The organism is Cupriavidus nantongensis, from assembly GCF_001598055.1.
In the GTDB taxonomy this organism is placed as follows: domain Bacteria; phylum Pseudomonadota; class Gammaproteobacteria; order Burkholderiales; family Burkholderiaceae; genus Cupriavidus; species Cupriavidus nantongensis.
In genome coordinates this window covers 4,300,130-4,321,783 of sequence record NZ_CP014844.1, presented here as the reverse complement: position 1 = coordinate 4,321,783, position 21,654 = coordinate 4,300,130, and the positions used below count along the sequence as shown (strand labels likewise).

The window sequence follows — 21,654 nt, the reverse complement described above, 5'->3', positions numbered from 1 at the left end:
TCCCATGGCACGTATCCTGATCCTGCTGGCCGTGGTGCTGGGCGTCTTCTGGTGGCTGCGCGCCCGCGCCGAGGCCCGGCTGGCCGAGCATCGCGCGCGCCAGGCGCGCGAGGCCAGCGACCACGCCGCGGCCGGCATGCCCGACGCCGCCGCCGAGCGCATGGTTCAGTGCGCCCAGTGCGGCGTGCACCTGCCGCAGGGCGACGCCATTGCCTGGCGCGGCCTGCACTACTGCCGGCGCAGCCACCTGCCCGATGAAAGCCGCACAGAAGGCCGCACTGAAGGCCGCACTGAAGGCGGCGACGGCGGCAACGGCCCGCGCCCATGATCCAGCCGGCGCCATCGGCCTGGCAGCGGCTGAACGCCTGGCGCGGCCTGGCGCAGCTGTGGCGCCAGCCCGAGCCGCCTGATTTCCACTGGCGCCTGCTGCGCTATTTCTGCTGGACCCGCGTCGCGGTGGGCCTGCTGCTGGTCGGCTTTGCGCTGATGCGGCGCGGCGAGCCGGCCACCGGCGCCGCCAGCGCCGCCGCTTCCACCATCACGGCCGCAATTCCCGCCTTGCCCTTCGGCCTGGAAGCCATGGGCGGCATCGAGCATGCGGCGGCCATGGCCGTCGCCGTCCCTTACCTTGGCATTGCGCTGGCGATGCTGGCCGGCACGCTGTGGCGCCGGCATTTCCATCTGCGCGTGCGGGTGCAGGTGCTGGCCGACCTGGCGCTGCTGGCGCTGGTCTTCAGCGTGCTGGGCCGCGGCGGGCATGCCGAGGGCCTGGCCATGATCTTCCTGCTGCCGGCGCTGGAAGCCGGCGCGCTGACCAGCCTGCTGTTTGCGCTGTTTGCGGCGGCGATCTCGGCGCTGGTGGTGATGAGCGGGCCGTTCATGCAGACCATCCTGCTGCGCCAGGCCGATGCCGGGCTGCTGGGCTCGGGCCTGTTCGGGCTGGTGTTCATGATCGCCGCGCTGCTGATGTATATGCTGGCCAACCGCCAGATTGCGCAGGAGCGTCTGGCGCTGGCGCGCGAGCAGGAGCTGCGGCTGCAGCAGCTGGTCAACCGGCTGATGGTCAACGACATGCAGGACGGCGTGATGCTGGTGCGCGCCAACGGCGCGGTGGTGGCCGCCAATCCCGCCGCGGTGGTGCTGCTGGGCGTGCAGCCGCACGAGCGCATCTACTCGCGCAAACTCGGCGGCGCGCCCGCAGGCGAAGCCGGGCTTGGCGGCGGCGATACCGTGCTGTTCGACCTGCGCCGCATCCCGCGCCTGCAGCCGCTGATGGAAATGCTGCGCGACTGGCTGCGCAGCAAGGACGACGTGCCGCGCATCCTGCAACTGCTGCCGATGGCCTCCGGCGCCGCGCTGGCCGACGGCACCATGCAGCATACCCGGCTGCGGCTGCGCTTCGTGCTGCCGGGCCTGGCCGGGCTGCGCTCGACCATGGCGCACGGCCGCACCGTGCCCGCCGCGCTCGACACCGCTGCATGGAACGAACTGTCGCCCGAAGCCGCCGCCCGCCTGCGCCTGGCCATCGCCCAGAACGAGGCCATGGCGTGGTCGCAGCAGGATGAGGCGCTGCTGCGCAGCGAGATGCGCGACACCGTGCTGGTCCATATCGAAAGCTGGGAGCGCATTGCCGAGCAGGTGCAGCAGGAGAAGCTGGCCGCGATGGGCCGGCTGGTGGCCAGCATCGCGCACCAGATCCGCAATCCGCTGGCGGCGATCAGCCAGGCCAGCGAGCTGCTGGGCGATTCCGGCCGGCACGGCCCTGAAGCGCAGGACCCGGGCAGTGCCGATGTCGATATCGACGCCCGCCTGCTGCGCATCATCCACGACAACGTGCGCCGGCTCGACCAGGTGGTGTCGGACGTGCTGCAGATGTCGCGCCGCCCGCGCACCGGCCGTAGCACCGTGCACCTGGCGCAGGCGCTGCCCGAGATCGTCGAGCGCTGGCGCGCCGAAATGCGCCAGCGCCGCCCGCGCGCCGGCGAGACCCGCCCGGCCGGCCGCGCCGACATCAACGCCAATGCCATCCGCCTGACCGTCGACGTGGCCCAGCCGGTGGTGTTCGACGCCTCGCAGCTGCAGCAGGTGCTGGGCAACCTGCTCGATAACGCGTGGCGCTACTGCAGCCGGCTGCCCGGCTCGATCCGGCTGCTGGCGCACGCGCTGGACCAGCACCATGCCGAGCTGATCGTCTGGAACGACGGCGCCGAGGTGGCGCGCGAACACCAGCGCAGCCTGTTCGAGCCGTTCTTCACCAGCAACGCCCAGGGCACCGGGCTGGGCCTGTTCATGGCGCGCGAGCTGTGCGGGGCCAATGACGCGCAGGTGCGCTACGGCGCCATCTCGCTGCCGGCGCTGATCGAGCGCACCGGCATGCTGGCCTCCAGTGCGCGCGATACACTGCCGGGCAAGGCCTTCGTGCTGACCCTGCGCATCGAGAGCGCAGAGGCTGCCGCGGCGGCCGCCGTCTGACCTGTCTTCCATCCAGCCACCATTCCATGCCACCCCGAATGTCCCGCGCGCCCGATCCCATCCTGGTCATCGACGACGAGGCCGACCTGCGCGAGCTGCTGGACATCTCGATCCGCCGCATGGGCCATGACGTGGTGCTGGCCGGCTCGCTGGCCGAGGCGCGCGACAAGCTGGCGCAGGGCCGCTACAGCCTGGTGCTGACCGACATGCGCCTGGGCGACGGGCTTGGCATCGAGATCGTGCGCCAGCTGTCGGCCGCGCCGGAACGCATCCCGGTGGCCGTGATCACCGCCTACGGCAGCGCCGACAACGCCGTCGAAGCGCTCAAGGCCGGCGCCTTCGACTACATCGCCAAGCCGGTGTCGCTGGAGCAGCTGCGCAGCCTGGTGCTGAACGCGCTCGGCCGGCAGCCGCGCAATAGCGCCGACGTCGACGCCGATGCCGACGCCGCCACGGCCGCGGAGCAGGCCGCCGGCCGCGCCGCGGCGCTGCTGCCCGGCCATTCCGCGGCGATGCAGGAGGTGCGGCGCTCGCTGTCGCGGCTGGCGCGCAGCATGGCGCCGGTGGTGATCAGCGGCGAATCCGGCAGCGGCAAGGAGCGCGCCGCGCGCGCCATCCACGCCACCAGCGCGCGCGCCGCGCATCCGTTCGTCGCGGTCAACTGCGGCGCCATTCCCGAGAACTTGATGGAGTCGGAGTTCTTCGGCTACGTCAAAGGGGCGTTCACCGGCGCCGACGCCGAGCGCGGCGGCTTCTTCCAGGCCGCCAACGGCGGCACGCTGCTGCTTGACGAGGTGGCCGACCTGCCGCTGCCGATGCAGGTCAAGCTGCTGCGCGCGCTGCAGGAGCGCCGCGTGCGCAAGATCGGCGCCAGCCGCGAAGACGCCGTCGACGTGCGCGTGATGTGCGCCAGCCACAAGGACCTGGCCGCAATGGTGGCCGCGGGGCAGTTCCGGCAAGACCTGTATTACCGCCTGAACGTGCTGGCGCTTCGCATGCCCACGCTGCGCGAGCGCGGCGAAGACATCCCGGTGCTGGCGCGCGCCATCCTGGACCACCTGGCGGTGCGCTACGGCGATGCGCATCCCAAGCGGCTGTCGCCGGCGGCGCTGCAGCGGCTGGCGGCCTATCCGTTCCCGGGCAATGTGCGCGAGCTGGAAAACCTGCTCGAGCGCGCCTACGCCTTTGCCGAGAGCGAGGACATCGAGCTGGCCGACCTGGGCCCGCTGGACGCCGGCGCCGCGCGTGCCGGGCTGATGCCTGCCCCGGCGCCGGCGATGGCGATGGTGCCGCAGCCGATGGCGCCATACCCCTACGCGCCCTGGGGCACGGCCGGGGTTGCGGCGGAGCCGGCCGCGGCCACGCCTGCGCCGGTCCCGGCCGAGCCGCCAGCGGCGGCCGCTGCTGTCGTGCCCGAGCCCGCCGGCGACCCCGCCGAGCGCGCCTGCCGCGGCATCGTCTTCCCGATCGACCTGCCCGCCAGGCTGGAAGCGGTCGAGCGCGAACTGATCCTGCAGGCGCTGGCGCAGACCAACTTCAACCGCACCGCGGCCGCGCCGCTGCTGGGCCTGAACCTGCGCCAGCTGCGCTACCGCATCCAGCAACTGGGCATCCGCGAGGCCATGGACGCCGCCGACCGCGGCGCCGTGGAAAGCGAGGGCACGCCATGACCGCGCCCGCGTCCTCGCCGTCGTCCTCGTCGTCGCCCTCGTCCTATCTGCCCGGCGCCGACGGCTGGGTCCCGGCCGCGCGCCGCGTGCCGTCGCCCAATTTCGACGCGCGCCCGGACGGCATGCCGGTGGACCTGGTGGTGCTGCACAACATCAGCCTGCCGCCCGGCCAGTTCGGCAGCGGCGACATCGAGGCGTTCTTCCAAAACCGGCTCGATCCGGGCAAGCACCCGTTCTTTGCCACCATCCACCAGGTCCAGGTGTCGGCGCACTTCCTGGTGACGCGCACGGGCGAGCTGGTGCAGTTCGTGCCGTGCACGCAGCGCGCCTGGCATGCCGGGCAGTCAGACTTCTTCGGCCGCGCGCGCTGCAACGATTTTTCGATCGGTATCGAGATCGAAGGCAGCGACGACCTGCCGTTCACCAAAGCCCAGTACGACACCGTGGCCGCGCTGGTGCCCGCGCTGATGGCCGCCTATCCGGTGCGCGCGATTGCCGGCCACAGCGACATCGCGCCGGGCCGCAAGACCGATCCCGGCCCGCATTTCGACTGGGCGCGGTTTGCCAGCCAGGCGGGCATCGGCCCCCAAATGTTGCCCTACCAGTGTCCTGGCGCCGCGGGGCAGGTGACGGATTCCTAACGTCATTTGCTGCCCCGTGCTCGCTATCTGGGCACCGATGCCCCACGTCGGTGTGGGGCTATCGCAACCTCGCAACAATCAAAAAAATTTTTGTGAAATGTGCAGTTGCGAACGGTTTGGCCGAAACCCTTGCGAGTACTAGGCTTGCGGGCATGTGGCGCTGCCGCACACCCGCCCGCGTGCCCCAAATAGCGGTTGTCAAGACTGGTCATTCGGATTCGTTTCACTATACTTAGCCCAGTTTTCCGCGTCACACACTATATCTAGTAGTCAAACCGGGGAGCCGGCCCCAGGAGCGAGGCAGCAGCCGCGAAGTTCGCGCATCGACTGCAAACCTTCCCCGCAAGGCCGGCATCACAAGAGTCCTGGCGAAATGTTCACGTAAAGGCAGTCAGTCGCACCCGCTATGCAGCCGGGAGGGACGTTCTTTTTCGCCGCATTTCGCCAGGGACTCTTTGTCTCTTATTGCCAGGGTAAAAACAGGAGTTCTCATGCAAACGGCCCAGAACGAAATCACCACGGGTGGCGCCGCCGCCGGCGTTGCCAGCCAGGCTTCGACCACGCAGCAGACCCCCAGCGCCGCGACCACGAACTACCCAGATCACAAGATCATTCGTCGCAACGGTGCCGTGGTGGCGTTCGAGCCGTCCAAGATTGCCGTTGCCATGACCAAGGCCTTCCTCGCCGTCAACGGCGGGCAGGGCGCCGCCAGCGCGCGCGTGCGCGAGATCGTCGAGCAGCTGACCGACAACGTGGTGCGCGCGCTGGTGCGCAGCCGCCCGAGCGGTGGCGCCATCCATATCGAAGACGTGCAGGACCAGGTCGAGCTGTCGCTGATGCGCTCGGGCGAGCATGAAGTCGCGCGCGCCTACGTGCTGTACCGCGAGAAGCGCAAGGCCGAGCGCGCCAGCGCCAGCGCGCAGGCCGTGGCCCGCGTGCAGGAAGCCGGCATCAGCATCAACGTGACCGACGCCGGCGTGAGCAAGCCGCTCGACATCGTCGCGCTGCACGCGCTGATCGACAACGCCTGCTCCGGCCTGGGCGATGCCGTCAGCGCCGAGCCGATCCTGAAGGAAACTCTGAAGAACCTGTACGAAGGCGTGCCGATGACGCAGGTGTACGACTCCGCCATCCTGGCCGCGCGTACCCTGATCGAAAAGGACCCGGACTACAGCCAGGTCACCGCCCGCATCCTGCTGCACACCATCCGCAAGGAAATCCTGGGCACCGAAGTGACCCAGGCCGAGATGGCCACGCGCTACGCCGAGTACTTCCCCAAGTTCATCGCCCGCGGCATCGCCGCCGAGCTGCTCGACGAGAAGCTGGCCACTTTCGACCTGGCCCGCCTGGGCGCCGCGCTCGACGCCGGCCGCGACTTCCAGTTCAACTACCTGGGCCTGCAGACCCTGTACGACCGCTACTTCCTGCATATCGATGAAACCCGCATCGAAATGCCGCAGGCCTTCTTCATGCGCGTGGCCATGGGCCTGGCGCTGAACGAGAAGGACCGCGAAGCGCGCGCCATCGAGTTCTACCAGCTGCTGTCGTCGTTCGACTTCATGTCGTCCACGCCGACGCTGTTCAACTCGGGCACGCAGCGCTCGCAGCTGTCGTCGTGCTACCTGACCACGGTCTCGGACGACCTGGAAGGCATCTACGAAGCGCTGAAGGAAAACGCGCTGCTGTCCAAGTTTGCCGGCGGCCTGGGCAACGACTGGACCAACGTGCGCGCGCTCGGCTCGCACATCAAGGGCACCAACGGCAAGTCGCAAGGCGTGGTGCCGTTCCTGAAGGTGGTGAACGACACCGCCGTCGCCGTGAACCAGGGCGGCAAGCGCAAGGGCGCGGTCTGCGCCTACCTGGAAACGTGGCACCTGGACATCGAAGAATTCCTCGAGCTGCGCAAGAACACCGGCGACGACCGCCGCCGCACCCACGACATGAACACGGCCAACTGGATTCCGGACCTGTTCATGAAGCGCGTGATGGAAAACGCCGAATGGACGCTGTTCTCACCGTCCACCTGCCCGGACCTGCACGACAAGGTTGGCAAGGAGTTCGAGAAGGCCTACCTGGGCTACGAAGCCAAGGCCGCCAGCGGCGAGCTGAAGCTGTTCAAGAAGATCCCTGCGATCCAGCTGTGGCGCAAGATGCTGGGCATGCTGTTCGAAACCGGCCACCCGTGGATCACCTTCAAGGATCCGTGCAACATCCGCAGCCCGCAGCAGCACGTCGGCGTCGTGCACAGCTCCAACCTGTGCACGGAAATCACGCTGAACACCAACGACAGCGAAATCGCCGTGTGCAACCTGGGCTCGGTCAACCTGGTGGCACATCTGGCCAAGCAGGCCGACGGTTCGTACGCGCTCGACCACGCCAAGCTGCAGAAGACCATCCGCACCGCCATGCGGATGCTGGATAACGTCATCGACATCAACTACTACGCCGTCGACAAGGCCCGCAATTCCAACCTGCGCCACCGTCCGGTCGGCATGGGCATCATGGGCTTCCAGGACTGCCTGCACGTGCTGCGCACCCCGTACGCCAGCGACGCCGCGGTCAAGTTCGCCGACACCTCGATGGAAGCCGTGTGCTACTACGCCTACCAGGCGTCGACCGAGCTGGCCGAAGAGCGCGGCCGCTACAGCACCTACGAAGGCTCGCTGTGGGACCGCGGCATCCTGCCGCAGGACTCGCTCAAGCTGCTGGCCGAAGAGCGCGGTGGTTACCTGGACGTGGACCTGTCCAGCACCATGGACTGGGACAGCCTGCGCGCCCGCATCAAGCAGCACGGCATGCGCAACTCGAACTGCATCGCGATCGCCCCGACCGCGACCATTTCGAACATCATCGGCGTGTCCGCGTGCATCGAGCCGACCTTCCAGAACCTGTACGTCAAGTCCAACCTGTCGGGCGAGTTCACCGTGGTCAACGACTACCTGGTGCGCGACCTGAAGGAACGCGGCCTGTGGGACGAGGTGATGGTTGCCGACCTGAAGTACTTCGACGGCTCGCTGGCCCGCATCGACCGCATCCCGCAAGACCTGCGCGACATCTACGCCACCGCGTTCGAAGTCGAGCCGACCTGGCTGGTCGAAGCCGCCAGCCGCCGCCAGAAGTGGATCGACCAGGCCCAGTCCCTGAACATCTACATGGCCGGCGCCTCGGGCAAGAAGCTGGACGACACCTACAAGCTGGCCTGGCTGCGCGGCCTGAAGACGACGTACTACCTGCGCACCATGGCAGCCACCCACGTGGAGAAGTCCACCGTGTCGCGCGGCTCGCTGAACGCGGTGTCGTCGGGCAGCGACAGCGGCTCGGCCCTGGACGCAGCGGCTGCATCGGCTCCGGCCATGCCGGAAGCTGAAGGCGCGGTGTGCACGATGCGCCCGGGTGATCCTGGCTTTGAAGAGTGCGAAGCCTGCCAATAAGTCTCACCTAACCCCTCGGTTTGCTCCCCTTGTATGTTCTCGGAACGTTGTTCTGAAGGCATTCAAGAAGAGTAGCGACCGGCAGAGTCGTCAATGTAGGATTGCTTGTTTTTCGTGGTTGGTGCGCCAAACCTGAAACCCCTCAGAGTTCGCAGCTCGTGGGAGAGCACTTGGTCAACGCACCGGCCCGTTCTATCCAATTCGTGTAACCCGAACAGTTGCCAATACCGAGTATGCATCCGCAAGGCAGGGAATCGAACCAAGGACCACGGCCCAACGCTGGAATTGACGTATCCAAAGAGCATCTCGATGCTTCCTGGAACGATCAGTGTCTGCGCTTGAGCAATGACGCCTCGGGATGGAACGAGCTGGCCGGGAAATTCAAAGCGTCCGAAGTTGATCTGGTGGTGATTGAGGCCACCGGTGGTTATGAGCGTGGGCTGGTTTGTACGCTCCAGCAGGCCGGTCTTGAAGTTGCGCGCGTGAATCCGCGCCAGGCCCGCGACTTTGCCAAGTCGATGGGCATGTTGGCCAAGACCGACCAGGTGGACGCCCGGTGTTTGCGAGACTTCGCCAACGTGCTGGCGCGCCATCAGGACCGCCAAAAGTACGTCACAGCCCGGTTGGAAGCGCATCGCGAGCAACTGACATCGCTGATGACGCGCCGCAGGCAGTTGCTGGAGATGCGTGTGGCCGAAGGCAATCGCTTGGAAAAGGCGTCGCCAGAGGCAGCACGCAGCATCCGGGCGGTGATTCGCACGCTGGACAAACAGATAGGCCAAATCGACAAGGATGTGGACTGGCACATCGAAAAGCACTTCAAAGACCAGCGTGCGCTGCTTGAAGCGGTCAAAGGTGTCGGCGCGGTGACCACCATGACGTTGTTGGCGGCACTGCCGGAGTTGGGCAAGCTGGGGCGAAGGGCCATCGGCAAGCTCGTCGGTGTTGCTCCGCTGGCCAATGACTCTGGCAAACGGCAAGGTCCACGCCGCATCTGGGGCGGACGTGGCGAAGTGCGCGCGGTGCTGTACATGGCTACGCTGTCGGCCAAGCGCTATAACCCGGCTATTGCTTCGTTCTACCAGCGCCTGCTGGCGGCCGGCAAGGCCAAGAAAGTTGCCATCGTTGCCTGCATGCGCAAGCTCCTTACCATCCTGAATGCGATGGCCAGAGACGGCGCAGTGTGGGACCCGACTAAGCATGCTATGCCGTCCGTCAAACCTTGACTTTAAACACAGTTGCTCTCCCGCTTGCGGGAGAGGGGCCGGGGGAGAGGGCCGGCGCCACCACGAAGTGAAAAGTCAAAACACTGACCAACCGCCGCCCCCAAACACCGAATCACGGAGAACCACATCATGCTGAGCTGGGACGACGACGTTCAAGCCACCCCGCAGGCCGCACCGCAGCCTGCCCTGCAACCCGCTGCTGCCGCCGCCTCGGTCGACCAGCAAGGCATCCTGCCGCCGAGCGCCACGCAAGCCGGCATCCTGGGCAACAACCCCAACGCCGCCGCCGCGCAAAGCACCCGCCGCGTCAACGCCGCCGACAAGCGCGTCATCAACGGCGCCACCGACGTCAACCAGCTGGTCCCGTTCAAGTACAAGTGGGCGTGGGAAAAGTACCTGGCCGGCTGCGCCAACCACTGGATGCCGCAGGAAATCAACATGTCCCGCGACATCGCCCTGTGGAAAGACCCCAACGGCCTGACCGAGGACGAGCGCCGCATCATCAAGCGCAACCTGGGCTTCTTCGTCACCGCCGACTCGCTGGCCGCCAACAACATCGTGCTGGGCACCTACCGCCAGATCACCGCGCCGGAATGCCGCCAGTACCTGCTGCGCCAGGCCTTCGAAGAGGCCATCCACACGCACGCCTACCAGTACATCGTTGAATCGCTGGGCCTGAACGAAGCCGAGATCTTCAACGCGTACCACGAAGTGCAGTCGATCCGCGACAAGGACGAGTTCCTGATCCCGTTCATCGACACGCTGACCGACCCGTCGTTCAAGACCGGCACGCCGGAAAACGACCAGAAGCTGCTGAAGTCGCTGATCGTGTTTGCCTGCATCATGGAAGGGCTGTTCTTCTATGTGGGCTTCACGCAGATCCTGGCGATGGGGCGGCAGAACAAGATGACCGGGGCGGCGGAGCAGTATCAGTACATCCTGCGGGATGAGTCGCTGCATTGCAATTTTGGGATTGACCTGATTAATCAGATCAAGCTGGAGAATCCGCATCTGTGGACGGCGGAGTTCAAGGCTGAGATTACGGAGCTGTTCAAGAAGGCTGTTGACCTGGAGTATCGCTATGCAGAGGACACCATGCCGCGCGGCGTGCTGGGTCTGAATGCGCCGATGTTCAAGTCTTACCTGCGGTTCATCTGCAATCGTCGGTGCCAGCAGATTGGGTTGGATCAGCTGTTCCCGAATGAGGAGAATCCGTTCCCGTGGATGTCTGAGATGATCGATCTGAAGAAGGAGAGGAACTTCTTTGAGACGCGGGTTATTGAGTATCAGACGGGTGGGGCGTTGAGCTGGGATTGAACCACCTGCTGTTATCATGCAATGACAGAAATGGGAGCTGAGGCTCCCATTTCTTTTGGCTGCGAGTAAAAGAAGCGAGATGGCCGCTATCTGTTCCAGATTCAACCCCTCGATGCAGCACCAGATCAGAAAGCCAATGACCCAACTCGCGCCACTTCACTCGAATCTCACCACGATGGCGAGATTGGCTACCCGGCATTACAGCGGTCGTTCGCGTGCTCTTCCATAGAGTATGATCTCGCCTATTCAGCCCGGAGGTTGGCGAATCAATAAAGCGCATTCGCTGTTCAGAAAGCAGCCTCCGCTCGACAACGATTGAAGATACGGTAGATCAACAACCTTTTGCTGTGACGTAGCACTGACAATACTCCATGATTACCGCATATACCTTTATTGATTGGGATAGCGCTAGGCGAATAATCCGGCCAAAATGGAATCCGTCCGATGACCAGAAAGTAACGTTGAGGGACCGGGCATCAAACGTCGAAGAGTGTTTTACTGAACTCCAATCTCGGGTCGCAGCTAAGCTGGTTGACATTGAACCCGGACGGCAGATCCGAATTATTAGGAACCGTATTTATCACGGTTGGCATAGCGGGAAGACAGAGACATTGGATAGAAGGGCTTGGGAGGATGCTGTTCCCAGACTACGCCCAGTTGTAAGAAACAAAATTTCATTTCTTGCAGATGTGGAATATGGAAACGTTTTGAGTTGTGGTGGCCGACGTTTACCTCTGTTTGATACGCTTCGACACCGTGATGGGGGGCAGGATCAACAGAAGATGGTTGACACGGCCCTCGTTTCAGATCTTCTCAGTTACTGTCGTACCGAAAGCAGAAATTTTAAACGCGGTCAAAAACCCGACTCTATGGCAATTGTTATCGGAGATGATGATGATCTTTTGCCCGGAGTTATCGTTGCTGAGCAATGGGGATTGCCGACCTATGTGTTTAGGGTGACTCGCGAAGACGAAAGCAAGCATCTTAATATTGCAGGCCTCACCTACAGGCTATAGACATGAGCGAACAACATTCCTTTTGGCAGGACGTGATCGCCTTTGCCGACCCATTTACAGAACAAAAGATCAAGCGAGTTCAGGGTAAAAGCAGAATTAATTTGGTTCGCAACGGGCGTGACGTTGTCTACGAGCTGCATCCAGAAACAGGATCCGTAACGGCGAAGCATCGTGAAAGAACGTACCCAAATATGCGATCGTTGCTCGCGTCTGAGGAGTTTGCCAACATCGCGAAGTTTGCCGAAATACAGCGTCGCATTTTTGATAAGCAACCTAGCGGTCTGGCGATACCATCGACTATAAAGCTTGACGGCGCGGCAGTGACCTCTGCCGAACTCGCTGGTCGGCTCGGAGGAGCTTCAGAGAAGACAATCTTAATTCTATTGGATGGTCCCGCCGGAGTTGGCAAGACATTTCAAGTCGAGCAGCTCGCACGTGCTCAAGCGGCAAAGTGCGCACGCGGGGCAGTCGCTCCCCCTATACTCCATATATCGAGTCGGGGTCGACGCTTGTCAAATTTTCGAGATGTTCTCGCTGCAACGACCCAGGAGATGGGGACGGCGTTCGGAGCGCGACATGTACCCATCCTCGTTAGACATGGTCTATTGGTCGCAGCCATCGACGGGTTTGATGAACTTGTCGATGCAGATGGCTATGAGGACGCGTGGCTTGCGCTGAAGGAATTCATCGACGATGTAGGCGGTGGTGGCACAGTAATCCTTGCTGCGCGAGATACCTTTGTTGAGGAACAGGAACTACTGCGCCGAATTGAACGTGCAGATGGGAGCGTCTCTCTACAGATGGGTCATATTCAGGCCGTCAATCCTGAGGATGCAACTCAGTGGCTTATTAAAGCCTGCAACTGGAAATCCGCTGATATCGACGCAGACATCACTGCCGATATTCTGCGCGAAGGAAGCTATGCGTTGCGCCCTTTCTTTCTCAGATCATTAGGAGATGCTGGCGGCTGGGTTAATGTTGTGGATGCCGGGCCGCGAACGTTCCTTGCAGACAGTCTGGTATGGCGCGAGTCTAAGTTGGTTGCTCAACAGCTAGGTGGAATTACAGCCAACGAGATCGCACCGGCGCTCACCAATCTGTTCCACGAAATTGCTCTCGAAATGGCCGCGCGTGAGTGATTGTTTAGTTCGCCCCTGTTCGTAGGGCGGCCGGGTACTTGAACACCGCTGGCAAATCGGCCCGCATCCTTCCCCTCGCGGGTCTTGTATCGATGCGCGCTACCCGGCCTCTGCAAGGCTATGGATAGAAATACCGCAGGCTGACGGGCGCGGTGAGGCCGTTACCAGAGGTGTGTTCAGCACCATGGGCAAGCCTACGCGTCACGCGCACGTCGGAGAATGAGACGAGTCTAAGTTCACAGCACAGGATTGCCGACGCGGTCAGTCAGCCCTCACCCCGCTGCGAAAACCCCCGAAAAAACAACCGAACAGCACGCCGCACCTTCTCACGCCGCGGCGCATCCAACCCCGCCGCATCCAATCCCTGAACCGCCCGATGGCATGGCTCGGCCGCCACGCTCTGCAGGAACTGCGAGGCCACGAAGCCGATCTCGTCATCGCTCGGATTGCCCGCAGCCCAGGTGCGGAATACCGGCTCGAATGAGCGTGCCGCGCCGAGGATCGCGAAGTCGACCACGGTTCGGGCCAGTTGTGGAAACCGTGGTGCTTCGGCAATCGTCACGCGATACAGGCCCAGGACCTTGGGTCGCGGGATCCATTCGAGCAGTTCACAGGCCATGCGGACCAGGCGTTCCTCCAGCGGCTCGCTGTCGGCTTGCGCCGGCTGTCCGGTTCGCAGGTTCTGCGCCACGTAACGCAGCACGGCCGCCTCGAAGACTTCTGCCTTGCCGGCAAAGCGGGTGTAGTAGGTCTTCTGGGAAATGCCTGCGGCGGCGGCAATAGCCTCCACGCTGGTGGCGCCATAGCCATGCTCGATGAAGAGCCGGGTGGCGTGCTCCATGATGGTGTCGGCAAGCTGCCCGGCCCGTTCCAGCGAAGGACGTCCGGATGCCCGCACGGATGGTTGTCCGGATGGCGCCGCCGTCATTGCGGTTTCTCTGCCCTTGCGCATTGCATACTGTTCTCAGCTGTCGGCCCGATTGGGTGAGTGCCACGGCAGATGCGGGCCCGCATCTGCGCATAGGGAAAGCATGGACTTGCGCATCGGCATCGGGCGTCCGCGGCTCCAAGCCTGAACGCGCCGTATACTCCATCGGAATCAAGCATTCTTCGGCGGCCAGGAACGTCATCCAGACCGATCAGATAGCACTTTCCTCAGCGCCATCACCAGCGCTCTACAATCGCTTTCCGAACCGATCGTGATACGCAGGAAGTTCTCAGTTCGCGGGCTCACGAAATGCCTGACCAGCACACCGTTCTGGCGCAGACCGGCCAGCAGGCGTGATGCGGGGCAGGCTGGATGTGCTGCGAACAGAAAATTGGCCGATGACGGAAGAACCAGCATCCCCAAACGTCCGAGTTCCCCGGCCACGAGTTGGCGCAGCCGAATGATCTCGGCAACGGTACTGGCAAAATGGTCCGTGTCCCCTAGCGAAGCAATGGCTGCGGCGGCTGACAACGACGACACCGGGTACGAGTTGAAGCTGTTCTTGATCCTATTCAAGCCGCCAATCAATGCCGCGTGGCCCAGCGCGTAGCCAACTCGTATCCCCGCCAGGCCCCTCGACTTAGAGAAGGTACGGACGACCAACAGATTGGGGTAGCGCTCCGTCAATTCGATTGCGCTTTCACCGCCGAAATCCACGTAGGCTTCATCGACGACGACCACTTGGTCCGGATGCGATGCCAGCAAGCGTTCGATGTCGGCGCGCGCCAGCGCGATGCCGGTGGGTGCATTCGGATTGGCCAGCACCACGCCGCCGCAGGGCACCTCGTACGCGCTCACATTGATCCGATACTCCGAATCGAGTGGAATCGCCTTGTAGGTAATGCCATACAGCGCGCAGTAGGTCCGGTAGAAGGCGTAGGTCACGTCCGGAATTAGAATTGGCTGGTCATGCCTGAGCAGTGCGCAGAACGTATGTGCCAGCACTTCGTCGGAGCCATTTCCGACGAACACATTGTCGACGCGCACGCCGTGCTCGCGGGCCAGTGCGTTGCACAACGCGGTGGAATCTGGATCGGGATAGCGCCTCAGTTGCTCGGCGGGCCAAGTCCGAAGCACATCGGTGACCGCGGGAGAAGGTCCGAACGGACTCTCGTTAGTATTTAGCTTGATCAAGCCGCTCTGCCGGGGTTGCTCGCCCGGTGTGTACGGGGTCAATCCATCCAACCCCCGACTCCAGAATTTACTCATCCTAGCCCCTTGATTCGATAAGCTATCCGATCCGCCCTGCATCGGAGAATAGCGATGATCCCTGTCGCCTGGTCACCCCGCGGCGTTCGCAACCCTTGAAGAATCCTCTTGAACACTTCCGTTCGCAACGCGATATACGCGATCTGCCGCCTGGACAAGCGCATGGCGATGCGTAACCACGATAAGGGTTGGCACCCGCTGCCGAACACGTGCGAAGATTCGCGCCTCGCGCTCCGGATCGAGCGATGAGGTCGGCTCATCCAGAATGATGACCGCCGGGCGGCGCGCGAGAGCACGGCCCAGTGCGACACGCTGGCGTTCTCCGCCTGATAGGGCCCTGCCTTGAATGCCGAGCGGGCGCTCCAGAATATCGCCGTTCCCTTCTGCCGCGATATCCTGCAGTTCGAGCAAACTAACGAGTTCGTGCAGTGCCTGGTCTGACGGCAAGTTGTCGCAGCCGTAAATCAAATTTTCCCTGAGAGAGCCCGTCAGTATCATCGGCGCCTGCGGTGCGACAGCGACTTCCTGGGCGATATCGCTAACGGATAGCTTGCTGACGTCGGAGTCAAACAGATAGATGGCGCCAGCGGCGGGGCGGGCGAGACCGAGCAGCAAGTGGACCAGGCTCGATTTGCCCGCACCGGATGGTCCGGTGAGCGCGACAAGCTCGCCCTGCCTGACAGTGATGTTCACGTTCTGCAGAATCTGCTTGCCGCCTTGTATGACAGTTGCGCGCTCGATTCGGCAGACTTCGTTCGCGGCGCGATCGATGTGGGCTGCAGATTCACTGCGCTCGATTTGCAGCTCCAGTAGCCCGAAACTCTCGCGCAGCGCGAGATGGTTGCGGCGCAAATCGGACAGCGACCCAGCGAGGTTAGTGAAAGGTGTTGCCAGTGTCACGATGTAGCTGGCAATCATAACGAAATCGCCTGCGCGGAGACTTGCATGGATGACGCCGTAGGCGGTCGTCATCGTGAACAGCGTGAGCAAAAGGCCGGTGATGATGGCTTGTGCCGCGAGCAACAGCGCGAGCCGGGTGTTTCCGCGGGTCACTTTGCCGATATAGACGTCCAGTATGCGGTGCAACGCGGCATCCTCTCTGGCGTATGCGTTGTTGACTTTGATGTCGAGCGTGAATCCGAGCTTCTCAACAAGATGGCTCGACAGCATGTCGACACCGCAGAAAATTTCCTCGTGAGCGCCCTTGCTTTTGTCGGCGAGAAGCCATGTCGCCGCAAAGAGAAGCAGCATGGAGCTGGCAAATCCCAGCGCAAAAGCGCCACCAGTCAGTTGCCAAAGGACGACGCTGGACATAATCAACTGCATGACAGTCGGGCCGATCGCCCAGAACACCGCAAACGTGATCGCACTGAAAGCGGCGCGGCTTCGAGCGATGACTGAAACCAGCTTGCCTGGGTCTTCTTCAGCCAGGCGCGGGTAGTCAACCCTGATGAGTCGCGCAAAGATCGCGTGATGGAACGCGGCGTCGCATCTTGCGAGTACGGCCGCGGAAAGCATGGCTTTCAGCCAGTCGAATGCGCGGGCAGCAGTCCAGGCCAGTCCGTAAGCGGCTGCAAGTAGCAGCGGCAAGCTTGAAGGGTCCTGCCTGGCGTCTACAGACAGAGCATTGGTTGCCTCACGCAAGAGGTAGGGGACTAGCGTGGACAATGCTGCGCACAGGGCTACAAACAGGGTTGCTCCGCCGAAGTGGATTGGCAAGGCCGGGTACTTCTTGACTGTGATTCGGTAAGCGAAAAGCCAGTCCTTAGACAGATCCAAAAGAAACCTCATCGCCATCACCTTGGGTCATCAAAGTTGTGGGATTCAGGAACACGATTTGGCTTCGCCATGCTGCTCGAGACCATCTCCGCGCAGGTTAGGTGCGTTGTCGGACAAAGGTCGTCAGAGTATTCGGAAGATTGGCGAAGAAAGTTCTGGCAAGTTGCGAATCGCGGGCTGGGCACGCTGTGGCGCGCGGATGTTTCCTCGCTTTGCACGGAGGCTTCGCGAGCGCGTGGAGGTCCACAGCTGGCACCGCCTCTTCGATGGGCCGGTAACCATTTGACTCAAGGCTTCGTCTATCGCGCAGCCGGCCACCTTTGGTGACCGGGATGCAGCCCTTTCCATCACCCTTGCAGAAACGGACGCATATCTTTGCGGATTTGGTCTGTTGCCATGACCCCTTTGCGCCAACTACCTTGAGCAAGCATTCAACGGCATCAGGCGGCTCTTTCAGGCATAACGAAGGTGGAGGGGTTAGGGTGATCTCCGGACTCATTTGCGTTGGCGACCGGACAACGCACGGAGGGACAGTCATTACCGGCGATGGCACCAGCATCATCGGTAATCGCGCCATGGCACGTGCAGGGGACATGACCATCTGTCCCAAGTGCAAGGGCGCTTTTCCGATCCTGGCGGGCAACGGAATTATCACTGCGCCCAATGGCGTTCCCTACGCCAGGCATATGGACCGCACCGCCTGCGGTGCCAGGTTGCTAGCCAGCCAGGACAGCACGTTGGCAAGCGACATGGAGACACCATCGGTCACCGACTTCGAGCCGGCAGCGATCGCGGCTGTAACGGGTTCTGGCCTCTGCCTGGATTGCTTGATGAAGGCAGTTGCGACAGGATCGGCGACTGTCGTCCGAGGGTAGCCGGCTAATGGATGTCCTCGATCGATACAGCCAACTGCGTGCACGCTTGCAGACGCTCAACCTGTATGCGCTGGTGGATGGCGCGCTGTATCAGCAGCATCGGGAGCGACAGCTTGAACACGTGCCCGGCGTGGTGGTTGCTTTGTTTTCCGGTACAGCGGATGACGCGCTGGCACCCGCCGGCCCTTGGCTGGTTGATGCGACGCAGGTAACCGATGCAGTCCTGCGTGACTTGACCTCGCTGGAGACGACGGCACCGGCCGTCACCTGGCTCATTGCTGAAGCCGACCTGACGGGGCTTTCACAATTGCTGCAGCTGCGACTCGGCGTCAAGCTGCCAGACGGACGAACCGCACTCTTGCGGTTTTGGGATCCACGTGTGCTGGCAGCTCTCTTCCAGTTGATGGCAGGTGACCAACGAGCGGAATTCTTCGGTCATATCTACGAGTGGCATTTCTTCGACAAGGGCATGAGAGTCTGGATAGGGAGGCATCATGCTGACGCTCAGTGAAGCGCAGTGGCAAGCGCTGCGGAAGACAGAGGCTCGGAATTTTGTCAGGGCGGTCTGTGAGCAGTTCCTGGCTCGTCGGCCGGAGCTGTTGCTAGAACCAGGTAAAGACGAAGTCCTCGGCCGAATGCTGGCTGGGCATGACCTTGCCGCACGAATTGGGCTGCAATCAACGCCGCATATCGTGAAGCTTCTCTATCTTTGTGCCGATGCACCGCAATTGGCGGCGGACGAGCAAGTACAGATGTATCTCTTGAAGCCAGGAGCGTCGCCGGAACTGAGACTGGATGACTTGTCTGCAGTGATCGCGTACGTCCTAAATGAAATTGGGAAAGGCATACCGCCGGCGTAATGCGTGCAATTGCAGCTGCGGCGAACCAATAGCTGGTCGTGGCCGCGCGCAGACACGAGATCCGCGCTCGGCTAACCAAGGCCTGCAGTGAATGCGCAATGGATGATTCTGTCTCGGCAGAAACGTGGAAGATGGAGGGCTATCGCCAATGGCTACACTCGCAGTCCCGGTAATCGAGAGTATCGCTGTACGCGTCTTGACTGCACTCGGTCTCGGCCTCACTGCAGGTGCAGCAATTGAGGAGATGCGAAAGCGAAACGAGGAGGCAGAAAAGGCTAAGGATAGCCCACTGGCCCATACCGATGCTCAAACGAAAACAGAAAAGGAAAAATGCAAGGAGTGCCCGCCGGACCGCGGGAATCCGGTGGCGAGAAGCTGGCACATGTCGGAGTCCTCACAGGCGTATCAGGCGCGCATCACTGGATTTCCACCGGGTACAGAGTGGAATTTTGCTGGACTGGATTTCGATGGTTTCCGATCTTCGCAGTGCCTGCTGCAGGAAGCCAAGGGAAAGTACGATCAGTTCTTTGACGAGGACGGCATACCGAAGGAGTGGTGGGCAAGCAGTTCAGGCGGGGAGAACGGCTTGATCCGACAAGCGGGTATGCAGTACGCGGTTGCGCGTCCAAGACCACCGGTCCGGTTGAGCTGGTACTTCATGGAGCCGAAGAGTTACTCCCACTTTGCTTCGCTCTTCTCGGTCCAATATCCAGGTCTGGAATCGGTCTTTGAACCATGAAACGCACACTGCTGCCCGAAATTACAGCCCTCATCCGCCCACCGATCGACCCGTCGCTGCAGGATCAGTTGATCCAACTGCGCAGATTCATTCATGTGATTCAGGCCTGGGGCCCGTTGTTTAGCAAGTGGTACCTGGGCGGCGACAGCAAGGAAGAGGCACTGCGGTATGAGGCCTTTGGCGAAGGTGAATTCAAGGCAGCGGCGCTCGCGGTCCTCCGAGCGACGAATCGCGGTAAGGAGACGGCGTGCGACATCGGCCTTTGGAACGGGCAAGACGGCTCCCAGGCTGCAGGGTTGAAGTACTTGATGGGAGGACTTCGTCCGTGGACCGTCAATCTTAGGCCAAGAGTCGATCCGGCAATTACTACCTCGCAGGTCGTCTCCGTGGTGGAGCAAGCCGCTTCAATCTGGTCGCCCACGCTGATTACCGCGCATCCTCCGGCTTATATGGCGAAGAAGGTGTTTCGCGATCGACCCGGCGTCGGGAACATGCTCTATCTGCCGCGCGCAGTCACAGAACGCGAGGTACCGGAAGCAGGTGCTCTGGTCCCTGTCATAAGAGAGCGTTGTCATATCGGGACAATCATCATCAGTGTCGTCGATCAAATGTTCTCGGACTTGCTTCCTGAACACGTAAGGCTGGCGAACAGTATTGAGGTGCGGCTTGTCGACCAAGACCTGCTCCCCCGATACGCTGACCTCTAGTAATCGAAGCAAGCATGGCTGAGCGGCTCCGCGTATCGGGGCAGAAGTCAACCGAGTTATTGCTATGTCGCATGAGCTATACCTTCACTTCCGCACCTCCACAGATCGACGGCTAGATATCGCGGATCACCTTGCCATGGTTAGGCGCTTGATCCAAATACTAGGTGCGGAAGACGCGCTGCTCGGCGAATCCGCATGGTATCTAAGCGGGGATACGAAGGACGATTCCTATCGATATCAACTTTTTGGAGACGAGGGTCCGAATGCGGCAGCATTAGCCGTATTGAAGCGCGAACAGGAAAGCAAAGAAGTCGTAAAGTCATTTGTCATATGGAACGGGCAATTGGAGAACGAGAAGGGCGCCTCCATTTCCTACTATTTCGACCGTACGGACGGCTCCACGTCGGGGCTCCGGCTTACGTTGGGGGCAAAGCCATCGGCGAGCAGACTGGGCCATTGGACTACGGTTGCGCGAGTTTTCAGTGAGGCGGTAAAGATATGGCAGCCGGTGGTCGCCACTATCGACACAAGAAACTACGACGGTGTCTTCCCCGACCGTCCAAGAGCCGGCTGGATGCTCTATCTGCCAACGGTCCTCACGGATCGGCAAGTTCCGGAAGCTCGCGCGCTTGTCAGCGTCCTAGACGAGAACAACAAGCAATTGGGAACCATTGTTGTAAGCGTAGTTGACGGTCCATTCTCCGGAAGCGATCCGGATCATGTCAGCGTGGCCCATGCCATTGAGGTACGGCTCGTTGATCAGGACCTTCTGCCGCGGTACGCCGATCTGTAACTCTCGAAAGCAATCGACAGAAGAGGTTCCCTGCCATGTCGCACGAGCTACGCCTGCGGTTTCGGCCCGCAGCCGATTCACCTCTCACTTTGAAAGACCATCTGTCTCTCATCCAGAAGCTGACGCGATTTGTAGGAACACAAGATGCCCTGCTGGATGAGTCGGCGTGGCTGTTGGCGGGTGAAACGAAAGAAGACTCTTACCGATACTTGGTCTTCGACAGACAAGGCCCCACCACAACTGCATTGTCTGTCCTGAGCCAAGAATTGGAAGGAGAGAACACCATAAAGTCTTTCGTCATATGGAACGGGCAACTGGCGAAGTCGCAAGGCGCGTCCATTTCCTACTATTTCGATCGGGCTGACGGTGCAGCGTCAGCGCTGAGTCTTACTTTAGGGTCTAAGCCTCCAGCAAGTCGTTTGGGCCCTTGGTCCGCGGTCGCCAAGCTCTTGAGCGAGGCGGTAAAGATCTGGCGCCCGTTAGTCGCCACCGTCGATACACAGAAGTATGTCCGTGTCTTCCCGGATCGTCCCGCTGTAGGCTGGATGATCTATCTGCCGACCATCCTTACAGAGCACCACGTCCCGGAGGCGCACGCGCTCATCGGCGTAGCGGATGAAGGTAACCAACAGATGGGAACAATTGTCGTAAGCGTCACCGACGGGGCATTCTCAGGAACTGATCCAGAGCATGTGAGGTCGGCCAATGCCATCGAGGTCCGGCTTGTCGACCAGGATTTGCTACCGAGATACATCGATCTGTAGAGGACGGGCGTCGGCCTCTGCCTTCGAG

The 21,654-nt window shown here is 61.9% G+C and carries 19 protein-coding genes; 16 read left to right on the top strand and 3 right to left on the bottom strand.

What is annotated here, in order from left to right:
* The first annotated feature begins 4 nt into the window (after positions 1-4).
* The 9 genes from A2G96_RS19980 to A2G96_RS33420 all read left to right on the top strand — a co-directional run bounded on the left by A2G96_RS19980 (position 5) and on the right by A2G96_RS33420 (position 12,912).
* On the top strand, positions 5-328 hold the full coding sequence (locus tag A2G96_RS19980) for a PP0621 family protein (protein WP_062801781.1): 324 nt from the start codon (positions 5-7) through the stop codon (positions 326-328).
* Entirely contained in the window at positions 325-2,472 is a 2,148-nt protein-coding gene (locus A2G96_RS19975) for a sensor histidine kinase (protein WP_062801780.1), read from the top strand. The genes A2G96_RS19980 and A2G96_RS19975 overlap by 4 nt, the downstream gene beginning before the upstream one ends.
* Before the next feature lie 26 nt (positions 2,473-2,498).
* Positions 2,499-4,142 carry a sigma-54-dependent transcriptional regulator gene (locus A2G96_RS19970; protein WP_062801779.1) on the top strand — a complete coding sequence of 548 codons (1,644 nt, stop codon included), beginning with the start codon at positions 2,499-2,501 and terminating at the stop codon, positions 4,140-4,142.
* Positions 4,139-4,783 (top strand): 1,6-anhydro-N-acetylmuramyl-L-alanine amidase AmpD, encoded by a 645-nt coding sequence (gene ampD / locus A2G96_RS19965; protein WP_062801778.1) that lies wholly within the window; start codon positions 4,139-4,141, stop codon positions 4,781-4,783. The genes A2G96_RS19970 and ampD overlap by 4 nt, the downstream gene beginning before the upstream one ends.
* 491 nt (positions 4,784-5,274) lie before the next feature.
* On the top strand, positions 5,275-8,214 hold the full coding sequence (locus A2G96_RS19960) for a ribonucleoside-diphosphate reductase subunit alpha (RefSeq protein WP_062801777.1): 2,940 nt from the start codon (positions 5,275-5,277) through the stop codon (positions 8,212-8,214).
* 233 nt (positions 8,215-8,447) lie between these two features.
* Positions 8,448-9,440 (top strand): IS110 family RNA-guided transposase, encoded by a 993-nt coding sequence (locus A2G96_RS19955; protein WP_062797860.1) that lies wholly within the window; start codon positions 8,448-8,450, stop codon positions 9,438-9,440.
* A gap of 129 nt (positions 9,441-9,569) precedes the next feature.
* Positions 9,570-10,757, top strand: a complete 1,188-nt coding sequence (locus tag A2G96_RS19950; protein ID WP_062801776.1) for a ribonucleotide-diphosphate reductase subunit beta — start codon at positions 9,570-9,572, stop codon at positions 10,755-10,757.
* A gap of 371 nt (positions 10,758-11,128) precedes the next feature.
* Positions 11,129-11,773: a hypothetical protein gene (locus A2G96_RS33425; protein ID WP_150124184.1), complete on the top strand. Its 645-nt coding sequence runs from the start codon at positions 11,129-11,131 to the stop codon at positions 11,771-11,773.
* A 2-nt stretch (positions 11,774-11,775) separates the two neighbouring features.
* Positions 11,776-12,912: a hypothetical protein gene (locus A2G96_RS33420; protein WP_150124183.1), complete on the top strand. Its 1,137-nt coding sequence runs from the start codon at positions 11,776-11,778 to the stop codon at positions 12,910-12,912.
* Positions 12,913-13,177: 265 nt separating this feature from the next.
* Here A2G96_RS33420 and A2G96_RS19940 read toward each other — a convergent pair whose 3' ends face one another.
* From A2G96_RS19940 to A2G96_RS19930, 3 genes are all read right to left on the bottom strand, one after another.
* A complete protein-coding gene (locus A2G96_RS19940; protein ID WP_062801774.1) occupies positions 13,178-13,753 on the bottom strand; it encodes a TetR/AcrR family transcriptional regulator in 576 nt (191 codons plus the stop codon).
* A 285-nt stretch (positions 13,754-14,038) separates the two neighbouring features.
* On the bottom strand, positions 14,039-15,109 hold the full coding sequence (gene hisC / locus A2G96_RS19935; RefSeq protein ID WP_062802252.1) for a histidinol-phosphate transaminase: 1,071 nt from the start codon (positions 15,107-15,109) through the stop codon (positions 14,039-14,041).
* Positions 15,110-15,181: 72 nt separating this feature from the next.
* The gene (locus A2G96_RS19930; protein ID WP_231909601.1) at positions 15,182-16,900 is read right to left on the bottom strand and encodes an ATP-binding cassette domain-containing protein; all 1,719 of its coding nucleotides are present in this window, start codon (positions 16,898-16,900) and stop codon (positions 15,182-15,184) included.
* A gap of 320 nt (positions 16,901-17,220) precedes the next feature.
* On the opposite strand from A2G96_RS19930, the gene A2G96_RS19925 reads away from it, so the two are divergent.
* The 7 genes from A2G96_RS19925 to A2G96_RS32680 all read left to right on the top strand — a co-directional run bounded on the left by A2G96_RS19925 (position 17,221) and on the right by A2G96_RS32680 (position 21,626).
* Entirely contained in the window at positions 17,221-17,763 is a 543-nt protein-coding gene (locus A2G96_RS19925; protein WP_417926416.1) for a PAAR domain-containing protein, read from the top strand.
* A gap of 7 nt (positions 17,764-17,770) precedes the next feature.
* Positions 17,771-18,274, top strand: a complete 504-nt coding sequence (locus A2G96_RS19920; RefSeq protein WP_062801771.1) for a DUF4123 domain-containing protein — start codon at positions 17,771-17,773, stop codon at positions 18,272-18,274.
* Positions 18,258-18,623, top strand: coding sequence for a hypothetical protein (locus A2G96_RS19915; RefSeq protein WP_062801770.1), 366 nt, complete (start codon positions 18,258-18,260; stop codon positions 18,621-18,623). Before A2G96_RS19920 ends, A2G96_RS19915 begins: the two co-directional genes overlap by 17 nt.
* 148 nt (positions 18,624-18,771) lie before the next feature.
* Complete coding sequence (locus A2G96_RS32685; RefSeq protein ID WP_082819019.1) at positions 18,772-19,362, top strand: restriction endonuclease fold toxin 5 domain-containing protein; 591 nt, start codon at positions 18,772-18,774, stop codon at positions 19,360-19,362.
* Positions 19,359-20,069 carry an Imm52 family immunity protein gene (locus A2G96_RS19910; RefSeq protein ID WP_062801769.1) on the top strand — a complete coding sequence of 237 codons (711 nt, stop codon included), beginning with the start codon at positions 19,359-19,361 and terminating at the stop codon, positions 20,067-20,069. The genes A2G96_RS32685 and A2G96_RS19910 overlap by 4 nt, the downstream gene beginning before the upstream one ends.
* 148 nt (positions 20,070-20,217) lie before the next feature.
* Positions 20,218-20,862, top strand: coding sequence for an Imm52 family immunity protein (locus A2G96_RS19905; protein ID WP_167354379.1), 645 nt, complete (start codon positions 20,218-20,220; stop codon positions 20,860-20,862).
* 35 nt (positions 20,863-20,897) lie between these two features.
* Positions 20,898-21,626 (top strand): Imm52 family immunity protein, encoded by a 729-nt coding sequence (locus tag A2G96_RS32680; RefSeq protein ID WP_082819017.1) that lies wholly within the window; start codon positions 20,898-20,900, stop codon positions 21,624-21,626.
* Positions 21,627-21,654 lie beyond the last annotated feature (28 nt).

Coding starts and splice junctions, on each gene's coding strand:
- A2G96_RS19925 (WP_417926416.1), top strand. CDS start 17,221: ATGCAGCCCTTTCCATCACCCTTGCAGAAACGGACGCATATCTTTGCG.
- A2G96_RS33425 (WP_150124184.1), top strand. CDS start 11,129: ATGATTACCGCATATACCTTTATTGATTGGGATAGCGCTAGGCGAATA.
- ampD (WP_062801778.1), top strand. CDS start 4,139: ATGACCGCGCCCGCGTCCTCGCCGTCGTCCTCGTCGTCGCCCTCGTCC.
- A2G96_RS19950 (WP_062801776.1), top strand. CDS start 9,570: ATGCTGAGCTGGGACGACGACGTTCAAGCCACCCCGCAGGCCGCACCG.
- A2G96_RS19920 (WP_062801771.1), top strand. CDS start 17,771: ATGGATGTCCTCGATCGATACAGCCAACTGCGTGCACGCTTGCAGACG.
- hisC (WP_062802252.1), bottom strand. CDS start 15,109: ATGAGTAAATTCTGGAGTCGGGGGTTGGATGGATTGACCCCGTACACA.
- A2G96_RS19970 (WP_062801779.1), top strand. CDS start 2,499: ATGCCACCCCGAATGTCCCGCGCGCCCGATCCCATCCTGGTCATCGAC.
- A2G96_RS19980 (WP_062801781.1), top strand. CDS start 5: ATGGCACGTATCCTGATCCTGCTGGCCGTGGTGCTGGGCGTCTTCTGG.
- A2G96_RS19915 (WP_062801770.1), top strand. CDS start 18,258: ATGCTGACGCTCAGTGAAGCGCAGTGGCAAGCGCTGCGGAAGACAGAG.
- A2G96_RS32685 (WP_082819019.1), top strand. CDS start 18,772: ATGGCTACACTCGCAGTCCCGGTAATCGAGAGTATCGCTGTACGCGTC.
- A2G96_RS19960 (WP_062801777.1), top strand. CDS start 5,275: ATGCAAACGGCCCAGAACGAAATCACCACGGGTGGCGCCGCCGCCGGC.
- A2G96_RS33420 (WP_150124183.1), top strand. CDS start 11,776: ATGAGCGAACAACATTCCTTTTGGCAGGACGTGATCGCCTTTGCCGAC.
- A2G96_RS19955 (WP_062797860.1), top strand. CDS start 8,448: ATGCATCCGCAAGGCAGGGAATCGAACCAAGGACCACGGCCCAACGCT.
- A2G96_RS32680 (WP_082819017.1), top strand. CDS start 20,898: ATGTCGCACGAGCTACGCCTGCGGTTTCGGCCCGCAGCCGATTCACCT.
- A2G96_RS19940 (WP_062801774.1), bottom strand. CDS start 13,753: ATGGAGCACGCCACCCGGCTCTTCATCGAGCATGGCTATGGCGCCACC.
- A2G96_RS19910 (WP_062801769.1), top strand. CDS start 19,359: ATGAAACGCACACTGCTGCCCGAAATTACAGCCCTCATCCGCCCACCG.
- A2G96_RS19930 (WP_231909601.1), bottom strand. CDS start 16,900: ATGAGGTTTCTTTTGGATCTGTCTAAGGACTGGCTTTTCGCTTACCGA.
- A2G96_RS19975 (WP_062801780.1), top strand. CDS start 325: ATGATCCAGCCGGCGCCATCGGCCTGGCAGCGGCTGAACGCCTGGCGC.